The 15,328-nt window shown below is 60.6% G+C and carries 16 protein-coding genes; 5 read left to right on the plus strand and 11 right to left on the minus strand.

The window, feature by feature from the left end; translation table 11 throughout:
• Nucleotides 1-68: 68 nt before the first annotated feature.
• Nucleotides 69-794: a peptidoglycan editing factor PgeF gene (pgeF, locus tag AABM54_RS22145; RefSeq protein ID WP_347902083.1), complete on the minus strand. Its 726-nt coding sequence runs from the start codon at nt 792-794 to the stop codon at nt 69-71.
• Entirely contained in the window at nt 791-1,753 is a 963-nt protein-coding gene (gene rluD, locus AABM54_RS22150) for a 23S rRNA pseudouridine(1911/1915/1917) synthase RluD (RefSeq protein ID WP_347902084.1), read from the minus strand. Before rluD ends, pgeF begins: the two co-directional genes overlap by 4 nt.
• A 151-nt stretch (nt 1,754-1,904) precedes the next feature.
• Between rluD and AABM54_RS22155 the strand changes: the two genes are divergently transcribed.
• From AABM54_RS22155 to AABM54_RS22170, 4 genes are all read left to right on the plus strand, one after another.
• Nucleotides 1,905-2,927: an outer membrane protein assembly factor BamD gene (locus AABM54_RS22155; RefSeq protein ID WP_347902085.1), complete on the plus strand. Its 1,023-nt coding sequence runs from the start codon at nt 1,905-1,907 to the stop codon at nt 2,925-2,927.
• A 125-nt stretch (nt 2,928-3,052) separates the two neighbouring features.
• Nucleotides 3,053-3,286: a PP0621 family protein gene (locus tag AABM54_RS22160; protein ID WP_347902086.1), complete on the plus strand. Its 234-nt coding sequence runs from the start codon at nt 3,053-3,055 to the stop codon at nt 3,284-3,286.
• Nucleotides 3,276-4,865 (plus strand): ATP-binding protein, encoded by a 1,590-nt coding sequence (locus AABM54_RS22165; RefSeq protein WP_347902087.1) that lies wholly within the window; start codon nt 3,276-3,278, stop codon nt 4,863-4,865. The genes AABM54_RS22160 and AABM54_RS22165 overlap by 11 nt, the downstream gene beginning before the upstream one ends.
• Nucleotides 4,862-6,208: a sigma-54 dependent transcriptional regulator gene (locus tag AABM54_RS22170; RefSeq protein ID WP_347902088.1), complete on the plus strand. Its 1,347-nt coding sequence runs from the start codon at nt 4,862-4,864 to the stop codon at nt 6,206-6,208. The genes AABM54_RS22165 and AABM54_RS22170 overlap by 4 nt, the downstream gene beginning before the upstream one ends.
• Before the next feature lie 152 nt (nt 6,209-6,360).
• On the opposite strand, the gene thiO is transcribed toward AABM54_RS22170, so the two are convergent.
• The 7 genes from thiO to AABM54_RS22205 are packed head-to-tail and all read right to left on the minus strand — an operon-like array spanning nt 6,361 to nt 13,152.
• Entirely contained in the window at nt 6,361-7,461 is a 1,101-nt protein-coding gene (gene thiO, locus AABM54_RS22175) for a glycine oxidase ThiO (protein ID WP_347902089.1), read from the minus strand.
• A gap of 57 nt (nt 7,462-7,518) precedes the next feature.
• Nucleotides 7,519-7,920: a type IV pilin protein gene (locus AABM54_RS22180; protein ID WP_347902090.1), complete on the minus strand. Its 402-nt coding sequence runs from the start codon at nt 7,918-7,920 to the stop codon at nt 7,519-7,521.
• Nucleotides 7,921-7,935: 15 nt separating this feature from the next.
• The gene (locus AABM54_RS22185) at nt 7,936-11,046 is read right to left on the minus strand and encodes a PilC/PilY family type IV pilus protein (RefSeq protein ID WP_347902091.1); all 3,111 of its coding nucleotides are present in this window, start codon (nt 11,044-11,046) and stop codon (nt 7,936-7,938) included.
• Complete coding sequence (locus tag AABM54_RS22190) at nt 11,033-11,515, minus strand: PilX N-terminal domain-containing pilus assembly protein (RefSeq protein ID WP_347902092.1); 483 nt, start codon at nt 11,513-11,515, stop codon at nt 11,033-11,035. Before AABM54_RS22190 ends, AABM54_RS22185 begins: the two co-directional genes overlap by 14 nt.
• Nucleotides 11,516-11,525: 10 nt before the next feature.
• Nucleotides 11,526-12,236, minus strand: coding sequence for a prepilin-type N-terminal cleavage/methylation domain-containing protein (locus AABM54_RS22195; protein WP_347902093.1), 711 nt, complete (start codon nt 12,234-12,236; stop codon nt 11,526-11,528).
• Nucleotides 12,233-12,682 (minus strand): type IV pilus modification protein PilV, encoded by a 450-nt coding sequence (gene pilV, locus AABM54_RS22200; RefSeq protein WP_347902095.1) that lies wholly within the window; start codon nt 12,680-12,682, stop codon nt 12,233-12,235. Before pilV ends, AABM54_RS22195 begins: the two co-directional genes overlap by 4 nt.
• Complete coding sequence (locus AABM54_RS22205) at nt 12,679-13,152, minus strand: GspH/FimT family pseudopilin (protein WP_347902096.1); 474 nt, start codon at nt 13,150-13,152, stop codon at nt 12,679-12,681. Before AABM54_RS22205 ends, pilV begins: the two co-directional genes overlap by 4 nt.
• A 121-nt stretch (nt 13,153-13,273) precedes the next feature.
• Here AABM54_RS22205 and AABM54_RS22210 point away from each other — a divergent pair, with 121 nt between their 5' ends.
• Nucleotides 13,274-13,846 (plus strand): GspH/FimT family protein, encoded by a 573-nt coding sequence (locus tag AABM54_RS22210; protein WP_347902097.1) that lies wholly within the window; start codon nt 13,274-13,276, stop codon nt 13,844-13,846.
• Here AABM54_RS22210 and ispH read toward each other — a convergent pair.
• Both ispH and fkpB read right to left on the minus strand, forming a co-directional pair.
• A complete protein-coding gene (gene ispH / locus AABM54_RS22215; protein ID WP_347902098.1) occupies nt 13,800-14,747 on the minus strand; it encodes a 4-hydroxy-3-methylbut-2-enyl diphosphate reductase in 948 nt (315 codons plus the stop codon). The two genes, AABM54_RS22210 and ispH, sit on opposite strands and share 47 nt — an antisense overlap.
• A 136-nt stretch (nt 14,748-14,883) precedes the next feature.
• Nucleotides 14,884-15,321: an FKBP-type peptidyl-prolyl cis-trans isomerase gene (gene fkpB / locus AABM54_RS22220; RefSeq protein ID WP_347906282.1), complete on the minus strand. Its 438-nt coding sequence runs from the start codon at nt 15,319-15,321 to the stop codon at nt 14,884-14,886.
• Nucleotides 15,322-15,328 lie beyond the last annotated feature (7 nt).

The following is a 15,328-nucleotide window of genomic DNA, read 5'->3' on the forward strand; positions in this document are numbered from 1 at the left end:
ATACCCCACTAGATGCGGTCGATTCTGGAAGATTCAAGCGCTGCAAGGTTGATGCAGGTCAGGAGAGTCTAACGCTCGAGCCAGACCAGGGAGGCAAACCGGCCAGTGCGGGACGCGCGGCGGTAAGAAAAGAAGCGAGGATCGGTCACGGTACAGAAACCGCCACCATAAACAGCCGTCACACCGCGTGCCGCCAGACGCAGGCGCGCCAGCAGGTAGATGTCAGCCATGAACTTGCCGGCGTTTTGGCTTGGGACAAACGCCTGATCCGCTTGCGGGAGCTGCTGGACAAAGGCTTCGCGAACTTCCGGGCCAACTTCGAAGGCTTTCGGACCAATGGCAGGGCCGAGCCAGACCAGCACTTGGTCAGGCGCTACCGCCAGGCTGTCCAGCGTCGCTTCAAGCACACCTGCCGCCAAGCCACGCCAACCGGCGTGAGCTGCCGCAACGCGAGTCCCGGCACGGTCGCAAAACAGCGCTGGCAGGCAATCGGCGGTCATTGCCGTGCAGGCGATACCCGGTGTTTCAGTCCAGCAGGCGTCGGCCATCGCGACTGTCGTCGGGTCAGCGTGAGCCACGGCAATGCCGTGAACCTGCTGTAACCAAGCCGGCTGAATAGAGAAGTGATCGGTGAGGCGACGGCGATTTTCGGCGACAGCCGCAGGGCTGTCGTCGACGTGATCGCCCAGGTTGAGGCTGTCGAACGGCGCCAGACTGACGCCGCCCGCACGGGTGGTGACGCAGGCTTTCACCCCGACCGGCGAAGGCCAGTCAGGAATCAGCCAGTTCATCATCCGATGAACGCCTCACGGTCTTGCTTGAGCAGCGACAGCAACCAGACAAAATCGTCCGGCAGTGGCGATTCCCAGCTCATGCGCTTACCGGTCGTCGGGTGATCCAGTTCCAGGAAACGCGCATGTAGCGCCTGACGCGGGAAATGCTTCAGCGATTCGACCATGGTCACACTGGCTGCCGGCGGGATACGGAAACGGCCGCCGTAGGCAGGATCTCCGACCAACGGGTAGTTGATGTGGGCCATGTGCACGCGAATCTGGTGCGTACGACCGGTTTCCAGCTTGACCCGCACATGAGTGTGGGAGCGGAAACGCTCAAGCACGCGGTAATGACTGACCGCCTGCTTGCCGCCTTCCATCACCGCCATGCGCTGGCGCTGTTGGCCGTGACGACCGATCGGGGCATTGATCTTGCCACCAGCGGTGACCACGCCGATCACGATGCACTCGTAGATCCGGCTGACACTGCGGCTCTGCAACTGTGTTACCAGTTGCGTCTGCGCCTGAATGGTCTTGGCGACCACCATCAGACCAGTGGTGTCCTTGTCCAGACGGTGCACGATACCGGCGCGCGGCACATTGATGATGTCCGGCACGTGGTGCAGCAAGGCGTTGAGCAAGGTGCCATCGGCGTGACCGGCGGCAGGGTGCACCACCAGGCCAGCAGGCTTGTTGATCACCAGGATGTCGTCATCTTCATAGACGATGTCCAGGGCGATGTCTTGAGCGATCCATTCTCCTTGAGCTTCCTGCTCGGCAGTCAGCTCAAGGATGGAGCCGCCGTGAACGATGTCTCGCGGGCGGATAACCGCTCCATCCACAGTCAGGCGGCCGTCTTTGATCCAGGCGGAAAGGCGCGAGCGCGAGTGCTCAGCGAATAGTTGTGCGGCGACTTGATCGAGGCGTTGGCCGCCCAATTCGGACGGCACCTCTGCGCTAAGTTCAATTTTATCGGACATGCTCAGACTAGGCGTCGGCTACAGCCTTTGGTTTCGGCTGCGCGCTTGTGGTTAAATACGGCGTCTTTTGCCCCGGGGCTTTCAACGGGGCGCTCATCATAACAGGACGGCCACGCCCAAGACAGCGGCCGTCATAGGGACGCAAGCCGCCATGCAAGTGAAACACCTGCTGCTGATCGCCATCCTCGCATTGACCGCTGCTTGCTCATCGAAGGAAGTCGTAGACGAGAACCTGAGCGAGGTCGAGCTGTACCAGCAGGCGCAGGCCGACCTGGACAACCACAGCTATACCAGCGCCACCGCCAAGCTCAAGGCCCTGGAATCGCGCTATCCGTTCGGTCGCTACGCCGATCAGGCTCAACTCGAGCTCATTTATGCGAACTACAAGAACGCCGAGCCTGAGGCTGCCAAGTCTGCCGCCGAGCGCTTCATCCGTCTGCACCCGCAGCACCCGAACGTCGACTACGCCTACTACCTCAAGGGCCTGACCTCCTTTGACCAGGACGTTGGTCTGCTGTCGCGTTTCCTGCCGCTGGACATGACCAAGCGTGACCCGGGCGCTGCCCGCGACTCCTACAACGAGTTCGCCCAGCTGACCAGCCGCTATCCCAACAGCCGTTACTCGCCTGACGCCAAGCAGCGCATGATCTACCTGCGCAACCTGCTGGCGGCTTACGAGATCCACGTGGCCGACTACTACCTGACCCGTCAGGCCTATGTTGCCGCGGCCAACCGTGGCCGTTACGTGGTGGAAAACTTCCAGGAAACCCCGGCGGTCGGCGACGGCCTGGCGGTCATGGTCGAGTCGTACCAGCGCATGCACCTGGACGAACTGGCCAACACCAGCCTCGAGACCCTGAAGCTCAACTACCCGAACCACCCGACCCTGGTCGACGGTCAGTTCACGCCTCGCGTGGCCGAAGCCGACAACCGTTCGTGGCTGAGCAAGGCCACCCTGGGCCTGATCGAATCCCGTCCACCGCTGCCGCCGGGAGAAACCCGCGCCAACCAGGACGTCATGAAGCAGTACCAGGACGCCAAAGACGCGATCCCGGCTGACCTCAAGCCTAAAGACGCCAATGGCGATGCGGTCGAGGAAGAACAGCACGAAGCAGAAGGCAACAATAGCGACCGTTCGTGGTTCAGCTACATGACCTTCGGCGTGTTCGACTGAAGCCAGCGCAGTGCCAAAAAGGGAGACTTTCGAGTCTCCCTTTTTTATTGCTGCGTTTTATTGCGCTGTGCGCTGTGCGGGTCCTTGGCTAAACTGCCGGATCATTAGTCGAGAAGCTGGCCACCATGTTTCGTTTACTGTTCTGGATCGCACTGATTGCTGCCGCGGTATGGCTCTGGCGCAAATTCAAGAGCCCTGCCAATAACCACCCTGCACCCGGCGAGCAGAACGCCCCGCCCATGGTCCGCTGCGCCCATTGCGGCGTGCATGTGCCCCGCGACCGGGCGCTGATGCTTCAACAACAATGGTATTGCAGCCAGAAACATCTGGAGCAAGGCCCCGGCTCACGTGATCGCTGAGGCGATCAGTCCCGACGGCAAACAGGCGCAGCGTCTGCTGCGCCTCTATCATCTCTACCGCTTGAGCATCGGCATCGTTCTGGTGCTGCTGATCTCCAGCAACCTGGACAACCAGTTGCTGGAGTTCGCCAATGACGAACTGCTGCGCAACACCAGTTGGCTCTACCTGGTGCTGAACATCCTGCTGGTGGTGTTTCTTGAAAATCCCCACCGCCACGGGCAAATCTTCAGCCTGGCCCTGGTCGACGTGCTGCTGCTTTCAACGTTGTTCTACGCCGCTGGCGGAGCTGCCAGCGCCGTCGGCAATCTGTTGATTGTCTCCGTTGCCATCAGCAATACCCTGCTGCGCGGACGCATCGGCCTGTTGATTGCGGCGGTGGCGGCTATCGGCATCGTGTTCTTGAGCTTTTACCTGAGCCTCAACCACCCGACAGGCGCCAGCAGTTACTTGCAGGCCGGCACCCTCGGAGCCCTGTGCTTCGCCGCCGCGTTGCTGGTGCAAGGATTGACCCGGCGCCTGGAACTCAGCGAAACCCTGGCCGAACAGCGGGCCAGCGAAGTAATTGGCCTGGAAGCCCTCAATGCCCTGATTTTGCAACGCATGCGCACGGGCATTCTGGTGCTGGATGACCAGCGTCGGGTGCAACTGGCCAATCAGAGCGCCCTGAGCCTGCTGGGCGTGCATGACCTGACCGGCCAGTTGATCGACACCCACGCACCGCCGCTGGTCGAGCGCCTGCAACTGTGGTTCAACAACCCGACCTTGCGCCCCCAAAGCCTGAAAGTCGCCAGCAATGGCCTGGAGCTGCAACCGAGCTTTATCGCGCTGGGCCAGACCCCGCAGCATCAGACCCTGGTGTTCCTCGAAGATCAGGCCCAAGTGGCGCAACAGGCCCAGCAACTCAAACTGGCCGCATTAGGACGGCTGACGGCCGGTATCGCCCACGAAATCCGCAACCCACTGGGCGCGATCAGCCATGCGGCGCAGTTGCTGCGTGAATCTGAGGAACTGACCGGCGCGGACCGGCGTCTGACGCAGATTATCCAAGACCACTCCCAGCGCATGAATCGAGTCATCGAAAACGTCCTGCAACTCTCCAGACGCCAACCCACCGAACCGCAACGGCTCGACCTCAAGGCCTGGTTGCAGGACTTCGTCCACAAAGTACGGGCCAGCGGACCGCAACAGCAACCTGTCCACGTACGGATCGCCGAGGGCCACTTCATCACCCTGATGGACCCGGACCAACTGACCCAGATTCTCGACAACCTGGTGCGCAACGCCTGGCGTCACAGCGCCATGCTGCACTCGCAGGCGCAGGTCTGGCTCTCGCTGTTCATCGACCCGCACAGCCAGTTGCCGACCCTGGAGGTTCAAGATGACGGCCCCGGCGTGGCGCCGGACCAGCACACGCATCTGTTCGAACCCTTCTTCACCACCAGCAACCAGGGCACTGGCCTGGGTCTCTATCTGTCCCGTGAGCTGTGCGAAAGCAACCAGGCCCGCCTAGACTTCATTCCACGCCAAGGCGGCGGCTGCTTTCGCATCACCTTTGCTCACGGACGGAAACAAAGTTGAAGACAAGCCCACGGCAAAAAGTCCTGATCGTCGATGATGAACCGGATATCCGCGAACTCCTGGAAATCACCCTGGGCCGGATGAAACTCGACACTTTCAGCGCCCGCAATGTCGGCGAGGCCCGCGGTTTGCTGGCTCAGGAAGCGTTTGACCTGTGCCTGACCGACATGCGCCTGCCGGATGGAACCGGCATGGAACTGGTGCAATACATCCAGCAACGTTATCCACAGGTGCCGGTGGCGATGATTACCGCCTACGGCAGCCTCGAAGTCGCGATCAATGCCCTCAAGGCCGGGGCCTTCGACTTTCTGACCAAACCGGTCGATCTGCTGCGTTTGCGTGAGCTGGTCAGCAGCGCCTTGCGCCTGCCTCCAACCGGCGCGGCGAGTACCGCCCTCGACCGGCGCCTGCTGGGCGACTCGTTACCTATGCGCAGCCTGCGCCGGCAAGTCGACAAACTGGCCCGCAGCCAGGCTCCGGTGTACATCAGCGGCGAGTCCGGCAGCGGCAAGGAGTTGGTGGCACGGCTGATCCACGACCAGGGTCCGCGTGCGAACCAATCCTTTGTGCCAGTCAACTGTGGGGCGATTCCGTCCGAGTTGATGGAAAGCGAGTTCTTTGGCCATCGAAAAGGCAGTTTCAGCGGCGCTATCGAGGACAAACCAGGATTGTTCCAGGTGGCCCACGGCGGCACGCTGTTTCTTGACGAGGTCGCCGACCTGCCGCTGGCCATGCAAGTCAAGTTGCTGCGGGCGATCCAGGAGAAAGCCGTGCGCAGCGTTGGCGGCCAACAGGAAACAGTGGTCGACGTGCGAATCCTTTGCGCAACTCACAAGGACCTGGATGCCGAAGTCGCCGCCGGGCGCTTTCGCCAGGATTTGTACTACCGCTTGAATGTCATCGAGCTACGCGTTCCGCCCTTGCGCGAACGCCGAGACGATATCGAGCTGCTGGCCGGCAACGTGCTCAAGCGTCTGGCAGCAGGCAGTGGCTTGCCGGCCGCCCGCCTCCACCCTCAAGCACTGGACGCCCTGAAAAACTATCGTTTCCCGGGCAATGTGCGTGAACTGGAGAACATGCTCGAACGGGCCCACACCCTGTGCGAGAACAAGCAGATCGAAACCGGCGACTTGCGCCTGGCGGACGGAAATTGCAGCGCCGAGCCCGGCGCACCGGACCTGACGCAAATCGACAACCTTGAGGACTATCTGGAAAACATCGAGCGCAAACTGATCCTTCAGGCCCTGGAAGAAACCCGCTGGAACCGCACGGCGGCGGCTCAGCGCTTGAACTTGTCGTTCCGGTCGATGCGCTACAGGCTCAAGAAATTAGGACTGGATTGAGGGCCTCTGTGGCGAGGGAGCTTGCTCCCGCTCGGTGGCGCAGCCGCCGCCAATCAACCCATGTAAAGGCTGATAAAAATCTGGGGGCACTGCGCACCCCAGCGGGAGCAAGCTCCCTCGCCACAAAAACATCGTCACATGACCTATGGGCTTCAGATCCGCCCAGCAGGCGCATACGGCGCCGGATCAATGATCGGCGTCCGGCCCAGCATCACATCCGTAAACAACTGACACGACGCCGGCGCCAATACCAATCCATTCCGGTAATGCCCACAGTTCAGCCAAAGCCCTTCAAACCCCGGCACCGCCCCAATGTAGGGAATGCCTTCCGGCGAACCCGGCCGCAGCCCTGCCCAATGCCCGACTACCTCGGCATCCGCCAGGGCCGGAATCAACTCCACCGCCGAAGCCTTGAGACTTTCCAGGGCCGATTTGGTCGGGGTCTTGTCGAAGCCTTCGTGCTCCAGCGTACTGCCGATCAGGATGTGGCCATCGCGACGGGGAATGGCATAACGGCCCTTGGCCAGGACCATGCTTGAGAGAAAGTCCGAGGCGCACTTGTAGAGAATCATCTGGCCTTTGACCGGTTCGACCGGCAACGCCAGGCCCAGGGTCTTGAGCAAATCGCCGCTCCAGGCACCTGCGGTCAGTACCACCTGATCGCCATGGATCGGGCCTTTCGACGTCTGCACGCCCACCACGGCCTCACCTTCACGAATGAACGCGCTGACCTCGCACTGCTCATGAACGGTCACGTTGGGCAGCGCCAGCAATGCCGCCTTGAGGGACTTCACCAACCGCGGGTTACGCACGTTGGCCACATCCGCCATGTAGATCGCCCGCGAAAAACCGGCGCCCAACACCGGTACCGCATCGTGGGCAGCCGAGATATCCACAGCACTCAGCGGCCGGTTTTCCCGCTTGGCCCAGGCCAGCGCCTCAGCCTCGTCATCCAGGTCCAGCCAGTACAGCCCCGTGGTATGCACCTGCGGGTCGATACCTGTCGCGGCGAACAAACGCTCGGCCAGTTGTGGATAAAAGTCCTGGGACCAATGAGCCAATGCGGTGACCGCCGGGCTGTAGCGCCACGGGTACAGTGGCGAAACAATACCGCCACCGGCCCAGGACGACTCCTGACCGACATGCGAGCGATCCAGCAGAGTCACGCCCTGCCCCTGCGACGCGAGATTGAACGCCGTCAGCAGGCCGATCACTCCGCCACCGACAATCACCACTTGCTGTTGCCTGGTCATTTTCTGATCCAACCATTAAAAAGACAGGGGGCGCAAAACGCGCCCCAAAAAGGAAACTCAGCGGCCCCAGCAATCCTTGGTGGTCAGCCCGGTGGTTGCGTTGTTCATGCCTCGCACGCCCGTGTTGGTCAGGGTGAAATCCCCGCACTTGTCGCCGGCCATGGTCGTGCCGGCCTTACGCACGGCCGTCAGCAGGAAGGTTTGATCTGTAATCGTTGCGGTAAGGGTGTAGTAGTCATTGCCAGTGCTGACACCCGTGGCATTGGTGTAAACGTTGTTCTTGGAATAGAACCGCTCCAGGTTTTGCGCCTGATCGGACAACAACCCGGCGATTTCCGTGCGGTGGCTGCGTTTCACGTACTCGGTGAGGATCGGGGTAAAAATCGTCAGGAGAATCCCTAGAATTGCCACCACGATCATGATTTCGATCAGGGTAAAACCTTGGTTGGATCTACGCATTGCCTCAACTCTCGCTTACTGGATTTGTCGCCACATGATGCGACGGCTGCCACCCCCGGATTTCTCCACCAGCGTGGTGATGCCGCCACTGGAATCATTCACGATCTTGCGGCTCGCGCTATTGACGATCGCGTTCAGGGTGGGGATGCCACCGGTGAAAATAACCCCGCTGGATATGCTGTCCGTGCTGTCGACCAGGCCATCGCCATTGGTGTCGAGCACCGCATAGTTGAGCATCTTACCGCTGAATGCATCGAGTTCGACCAGTTTGCCGGTGCCGAAACTCGCGCACGGGTCCGAGGTGTCCACGCCTGCGGTGGTAAACACGATCCGCCCGAGCACCAGACTCGCCTGGTTGATGACCCGCTCGCCGGTCAGCACATTGTTGTACACCAACGGCAAGTACCAGCCGTTCTGCGCCGGATACGTGACGTTGTTCTGGGAGGTGGTGATGAACTGCCCCCCTGCGCTCCCCGTAAACACGCCAGTGATGGACTGGGCCTGAAGCGTCGACACGGTGATTTGCCCCGAGCCGCCCTCTGCATCCCATACCGCGTAGAAACCCTGCAAGTCCTTACTGACTTTGTCTGCCGTTTCGTTGAACTTCCCGGTGCCGAAAAACACCTCTTTGCCGCTGACGGGGTTGTCCGCCAGCAAGGGTTGCGCGGTGATCGGCTGCGTCGCGCCACCGGGCGTGGTGAACAGCGGCTTGCCGGAAAATGCCACGCCCCAACTGGCAACGTTCGAACTGCTCAGGTCGAACTTCCACATCCGCCCTTTCAGATCACCGCCATAGGCCGCCTGCACGATACTTTGCGAATCGACCTTGAGCTTGACCGACGACAAGCCATTGGTGGTTTCAGTGCTGTCGATCACGATTTTCCTGATCAGCGACCCGTCACGAATATCCACCACGTACAACGCCGCCACCCCCGAATTGCTGCCGTAACCGTTGGAAATGAACGCGGCCCAACGACCATCCGCCAAACGCGCGACCTCGGGGCGGGCATAGGCATACCCCAGGTCGTTGAAGACGTTCGCCGTGTTGGCGGTGGCCGGCGCGCTGATTTCCCATAACGCATTGATCACGTTCCCCGCCGATGCATCGAACAACTGCACCGCATAGAACGTCTTGCCGCCGGCCCCTACACCGCCCAGGGCCAGGGTTTTCCAGGCGCTGTTGAGCTGAGCGTCGAACACGCCCACCTGGCCGTCATTGAGAAACTTGTGGCTAGTACCGTTGATGTAGCCCGTGTCGGCAATGAAATACAGCGACGGAAGAACGCTTGAGGGCATGTAACCGTACTGGCGAGCGCCATTGGCGGTGTTGATGACGTTCACAAAACCGTCATTGGCATTGACCACCAGGCTGGTGTTCATGTTGGCGGCCTTGGCGGTCAGGAACGTGCTGTAACTGGTGCTTCCGGTCAGGTCCGAAGCCGTTTTGTCACTGGGTGACGCCAGCGCCAAGGGGGAGTTGACGATGTCGCCCAACAGTACGCTTCGCACTTTCAAGCCGGTTTTATTGCTGCCCTTGCTCCACTCCACCAAGTCACTGCCGGTGATACCGGTCGGCAGGTTCTGACTGAGGGTGGTCTGTTGCGCGCTGGAAAAATTACCGTAACCAAGGGTCACGGCCGCATTGGTGGTCGTGTTCCAGGACTGATAGGTCGGCGCCGCAGCCCCCGACACGATGGCCGTGTCGGTGGTCCACAGCACCGACGCGGTGTCCACGGCGCCGCTGGCGGTGAAACCAAAGGACTTGATGGTGCCGCGCCAGTCCCTGGGGTCGTAGCTGGTCTGGAAATAACTGGAACCACTGGCCACCGTATTGCTGCTGGCGACGCCACTGCCCCCCGAGCCAGCCTTGACCGTGATGTCGCTTAACGCCGCTGATAGCGCAGTGTTGAGACTGGCACTGTTGCTCGCCTGATAATACTGACCATGCCCATAGGTGGCAGCATCCGACAGCATCTGATTGGCGATAGCAAAACCCACGGTGTAGGTGTTCATGTTTTGCTGGGGAAAATCTGCCGAGTCCCAGCTTTTGCCCGCGGCATCCGTACCGGTGGAGAGCATGTCGATGTCAAAAGCGAACTTGGCAATGTCATCCAGGTACAGGGTGTCACCCTCGTTATCGCCCTTGGGGTCGTTGCCGTCATTGTTGATTCCGTCCCAGTTGGGCAGGTCTTTACCGCCCAAGGGATCATTGGGAGGAAACTTCCAGTCGTAGGTCGGCAGGCCATCGGTGATGACCACGCCGTAGTTTTTCTGGCAGCGGTACTGGATCGGGCTGGTATAGGTATTAGGTGTGGAGTTGTAGTGCGGCTTCATCCCTCTGAAATACCGGGTGAGCTCGTAGTAGGTTTCTGCCAGCGGAGTGTTGGCGACCGCACTCAGCCCATTGATCGCCGAGATCAGTGCGTTGTAATTGGCGTCGGCCTGGGCCTGGGTCACGCTACCGCTGACCGCCACCAGATCGCTGATGGGCTGAACAACGTAACCGCCATCACGTGTTTCGTTATTGGCAGGCAGATTGAAAGTCGCCAGGCCAATGCGTAGCGAACGGTTGCTGGTCACCAGCGCGGTGGAAACATTGCGCGCCACGTTGATTCGGGAATCGTTGGGAATCGAGCCGTTGGTGAAGTCACGGTTGCTGCCATTGGCCAGACTCACCAGGTACGAAAGGTAGTCATCGTAATAACGGGTGTTGCCGCTGCCCACCGGGTCCGGAAGCTTGAGACACAGCGGCGTCAGGCTGTTCTTGTAGAACGAGTAATAACCACTGGAACACCCCGAGGTCGGCAAACTGGACAACAGGATCGGGTCACCGACAATGTCAGAGCCGCTCAAACACCCCAACAGGAAGAAATAGTTGCACTGCCGGGCCGGGGTTCGCGAAATCGTCGGATCAAACCCCGAGGCATAAATGATGCTGTTCATGCTCCCCGAGTCGTCAATCAGCAACATGACATTGGGTGCCACCGCCGCCGAGTTCAACAGGGGCGAATCCGAAGGACTGAAGGCATAGGCCGGTGCCATGAGATACAGGCCCAACAAGGCGCCACTGAGCATTTTCGACAACCGGTGCCACCCACGGCTACCGCGCGCCTCAGTACTTGGCATAAATACTCTCCAGCACGCTACGCACGTTATTGCCGGCAATCCCGACGGCCGTTACCCGGTAAAGCGTCGCCGAGGTGTTGCTAGGTACGTTCACCGCGTTCAGCGTGGTTCCGATGTTCTGCACGCCATAAAAGCCGCTACCGGCCGTAATCCAGTTCACTCCCGAAGTGGAATTGAGGCCGGCCGCAGTCACCGTGGATGATTCGGCTGGCGGCGCACACTGGGTAGCATTGGCACAGGCTGCCAACGTGTAGGTACTCAGTTGCACAGCACTCTCGCCGATACGCAGCGCCGCTTCAGCGCTCTGAAACGTCTGGTTGCGCAGCGTTACGCTACCGGCCATTTTTTCCTGGAGGGTGGCGTTCTGCAGCGAGGAAATACCGATCAGCGTCAGCAACAGCAGAAACACCAGGCTCATGAGCAGCGCCATGCCACGCTGGGTATCGGCCTTGCCGGAAAAAAGGATCATGGGCATCTCCCTACATCAGCCGGTTGCGCAAAGCGGCGGCCACATTAAACGTCTGATTGCGCACACGGTTGCCGGGGTCGGTCAGTGTCAGCGTCAAGCGCACACTGCGAATCAGCGCCGGGTTGCTCGGATTGGTGGTGTAACTCGACGCGGCAACATCGGTGGCACTGGTGGCGACGCCAAAGGTCACGTTGAAGGCACTGACATTGCTCACCAGTACCGCCGCGGTGGTCCCGGTGCCCGTGGACATCAGGAGCTGGCCGCCGCTGAAGGTGTAGACCAACCGCCTGATGGGGAACGCCAACTGCCCGGCAGCGGCAGCATGGACGCCGGTGTACGCGGTGGCGCTGGTTCGGCAATCGGAAACCACTGTCCAGGTCGGCGTACCCCCACTCGCGCCGACATCCGACGTCACCAGGGTCAGTTTGAGCGCGGTATTGTCCCAACTGACCGGCGCGATCTGGCTGGCATTGAAGTCACCGGCCGAACTGGCATCGGTGATCGTTGCCAGGCAACCGAACATGCCGACCATGCGAATTTCCTGAATCATCTTGCTCAGGACAAAACGCGCATCCTCCTGCATGGCCGCCGCCGCCCCTTGATTGACGTAGGTGCTTTTCGCCGAAATGAAGATCTGCGCCACACCCAGCACCACGATCAGGCTGATGGCCAATGCGATCATCAGTTCGATCAGGCCAAAGCCTCGGGCGTGTTTGTTCATGGCGAGGCCACCGGGTCGACGGTGGCACGGCTGGTCAGCACAAAACTGCGGGTGCTGCCGGACCCCCCCGTGGCCCGCGAGTCGTTCCACTGGATGGTGATGGTGTACACCCGCTGATTGAGGGTGATGCTGCCGGTGGCGGTCGGGCCGCCGAAGCTGGTGATGTTGGTGGTGAAGTCGTACAGGTCTTGATCCCGCGCAACGTTCAGGTTGCCCGATGTCGGCGGTGTGACGGTGTAGTCGGCGGCCGAGTTGGCGCGGATCCGGTCCATCATGTCGTAGGCGATGAAGCTCGCCTGGCTGGTCATCAGCGAACTGTCGGTGTACTTCAAGGCGTTCAGCTGGATCGCCGCCGCGCCCAGCAACCCGACTGCCAGAATCAACAATGCGACCAACACTTCAATCAGGGTCATGCCGTCCTGTGCACGCTTGCTCCATGCTGTCATCCGCAACTTCCACCCAAGACAATCCGTCCATTCAGACACACGCTGAGCGTCCTGCTCTGCGTCCCCAATGTGTAACTGATCACCACCGCCGTGGCCGGGGCCGCCAACCCGCCCAAGTTGTTGAAATCGATGTTGGTCACTCCAGAGGTTAGCGTCAGAGTCGCGCCGCTGCTCATGGCCGGAACAACCCGCAATACATTCGCCGGTGTACCGGGGCTGTCATAGACCGACAACTCCCCGGTCCAGACGCTGCCGCCCGCCGTGGGCCTGATCCGCGTGGTGATGCCCCGGTCCATTGCCTCCAGGCGTGCATAATTGATCCCGCGTTGCAGGTCGCTGATCTCGGTATCGGCCTTGGTCCGCTGGAGGGTCCCGGTGAACGCCGGCACGGCCAGGGTGATCAGGATTGCCAATACCGCCACCGCGATCATCAACTCGATCAGGGTGAAACCTTTTGAACGATGTTTCATCGCTGCCCTCCGCTGCCAACGACTACACCTAGCTGTACACGCTAGAACATTCGGTCGATGACCGCAGGGTTGATTTGATCCGATTGCACAAACCCACAGCCACTCCAGGGAAGGAGCCGTCATGCATCAAAAAGGGTTTGGCCTGATAGAACTGCTCATCGGACTGGCAATCACGGCGATGGTTCTGCAACTTGCCGTACCGGCACTCAGCGATTACGCCGAAGGAGTGCGCCGTGAAACAGCGGCGCAACACCTTGCCAGCGGCATGCGCAACGCCCGCAACGAAGCCATCCTGCGCAATCAGGTGGTGGTCATGCACGCACTGGAAGAGGATTGGAGCCGAGGCTGGCGAATCATTCTGGACCGCAATGGCAAAGGCCATGAGGACGCCAGTAATCCGCTGCTGCTCGAGCATCAGGACGGCGCAGACATTCCGATCGTCGGTAATCGGCCGGTCAAACTGTTTGTGCGTTTCAGCAGCCTGGGGGAGCCATTGATGCCCAGTGGTGCGTTTCAGGCCGGGACGCTGCACATTTGCGCCGCACGCGAACCTGTCAGCCACCATCAGGTGGTGCTGTCGCCCAGTGGCCGGGTCAGCCTGCGCAGCAACAAGGCCGAGCAGGCCCTTGTGCGCGGGAGGGGAAGAATCAGAGCAGGGAGCGAACGCGTAGCTCTTTGGGCATGGAGAACGTGATGTTCTCCTCACGACCAGCCAGTTCATCGGCACCGGTAGCACCCCAGGCCTGCAATTGCTGGATAACGCCACGCACCAGCACTTCCGGTGCCGAGGCCCCGGCGGTGATGCCGATGCGCTCGACGCCATCGAACCAGCTACGCTGCATGTCTTCGGCACCGTCGATCAGGTAGGCGGGCGTGGCCATCCGCTCGGCCAGCTCACGCAGGCGATTGGAGTTGGAGCTGTTCGGGCTGCCGACTACCAGCACCACGTCACATTCATCAGCCAGTTGCTTGACCGCATCTTGCCGGTTTTGGGTGGCGTAGCAGATGTCGTCCTTGCGCGGGCCGCCAATGGCCGGGAAACGTGTGCGCAGGGCATCGATCACGCGGCTGGTGTCGTCCATCGACAAGGTGGTCTGAGTCACGAACGCCAGTTTTTCCGGGTTGCGCACTTGCAACGCGGCGACGTCCTTTTCGTCTTCGACCAGGTAGATCGCGCCGCCATTACTGGCGTCGTACTGGCCCATGGTGCCTTCGACTTCCGGGTGGCCGGCATGGCCGATCAGGATGCACTCACGACCGTCGCGGCTGTAGCGGGCCACTTCGATGTGCACCTTGGTCACCAACGGACATGTCGCATCGAATACCTTCAAGCCACGGCCGGCAGCTTCGGTACGTACGGCCTGGGAAACACCGTGGGCGCTGAAAATCACGATGACGTCGTCCGGCACCTGATCCAGCTCTTCGACGAAGATCGCCCCGCGAGCGCGCAGGTCTTCAACGACGAATTTGTTGTGGACCACTTCGTGGCGCACATAGATCGGTGGCCCGAAGACTTCCAGGGCGCGGTTGACGATTTCGATCGCCCGGTCCACGCCGGCGCAGAAGCCACGGGGGTTGGCGAGTTTGATGTGCATGCTGTGCCTCGTGTCTTGCGCGCAGAAACAGTGAAGAACCACTGTGGGAGCGAGCTTGCTCGCGATAGCGAAGTGTCAGTCAACATCAATGTTGAATGTCAGGCACTCATCGCGAGCAAGCTCGCTCCCACATTTTTTACAGCGCTTTGACGCTGAAGATTTCTACGTCAAAGGTCAATGTCTTGCCGGCCAGCGGGTGGTTGAAATCGATGGTCACCTGGGCGTCATCGAACGCTTTCACCACACCGGGCAGCTCGGTATTCGCCGCATCATTGAAGATCACCAGCAGGCCTTCGGACAGTTCCATGTCCTGGAACTGCGAACGCGGGATGATCTGCACGTTCTGCGGGTTTGGCTGGCCGAACGCGTTTTCTGGTGCGATGGTCAGGGTACGCTTGTCGCCGGCCTTGAAACCGAACAGGGCCGCTTCGAAACCTGGCAACAGGTTGCCGTCGCCGACCTTGAAGGTCGCCGGGGCTTTGTCGAAGGTGCTGTCGACGGTGTCGCCGTTCTCCAGGCGCAGTGCAAAGTGCAAGGTGACTTCCGTGTTCTGGCCGATGCGTTGCTCAGCCAATACCTGT

The organism is Pseudomonas purpurea, from assembly GCF_039908635.1.
Lineage (GTDB): Bacteria > Pseudomonadota > Gammaproteobacteria > Pseudomonadales > Pseudomonadaceae > Aquipseudomonas > Aquipseudomonas purpurea.

Bases quoted from the DNA above. Each gene is read 5' to 3' on its own strand.
- pgeF (WP_347902083.1), bottom strand. From the start codon at position 794: ATGATGAACTGGCTGATTCCTGACTGGCCTTCGCCGGTCGGGGTGAAA.
- rluD (WP_347902084.1), bottom strand. From the start codon at position 1,753: ATGTCCGATAAAATTGAACTTAGCGCAGAGGTGCCGTCCGAATTGGGC.
- AABM54_RS22155 (WP_347902085.1), top strand. From the start codon at position 1,905: ATGCAAGTGAAACACCTGCTGCTGATCGCCATCCTCGCATTGACCGCT.
- AABM54_RS22160 (WP_347902086.1), top strand. From the start codon at position 3,053: ATGTTTCGTTTACTGTTCTGGATCGCACTGATTGCTGCCGCGGTATGG.
- thiO (WP_347902089.1), bottom strand. From the start codon at position 7,461: ATGACCAGGCAACAGCAAGTGGTGATTGTCGGTGGCGGAGTGATCGGC.
- AABM54_RS22180 (WP_347902090.1), bottom strand. From the start codon at position 7,920: ATGCGTAGATCCAACCAAGGTTTTACCCTGATCGAAATCATGATCGTG.
- AABM54_RS22185 (WP_347902091.1), bottom strand. From the start codon at position 11,046: ATGCCAAGTACTGAGGCGCGCGGTAGCCGTGGGTGGCACCGGTTGTCG.
- AABM54_RS22190 (WP_347902092.1), bottom strand. From the start codon at position 11,515: ATGATCCTTTTTTCCGGCAAGGCCGATACCCAGCGTGGCATGGCGCTG.
- AABM54_RS22195 (WP_347902093.1), bottom strand. From the start codon at position 12,236: ATGAACAAACACGCCCGAGGCTTTGGCCTGATCGAACTGATGATCGCA.
- pilV (WP_347902095.1), bottom strand. From the start codon at position 12,682: ATGACAGCATGGAGCAAGCGTGCACAGGACGGCATGACCCTGATTGAA.
- AABM54_RS22205 (WP_347902096.1), bottom strand. From the start codon at position 13,152: ATGAAACATCGTTCAAAAGGTTTCACCCTGATCGAGTTGATGATCGCG.
- AABM54_RS22210 (WP_347902097.1), top strand. From the start codon at position 13,274: ATGCATCAAAAAGGGTTTGGCCTGATAGAACTGCTCATCGGACTGGCA.
- ispH (WP_347902098.1), bottom strand. From the start codon at position 14,747: ATGCACATCAAACTCGCCAACCCCCGTGGCTTCTGCGCCGGCGTGGAC.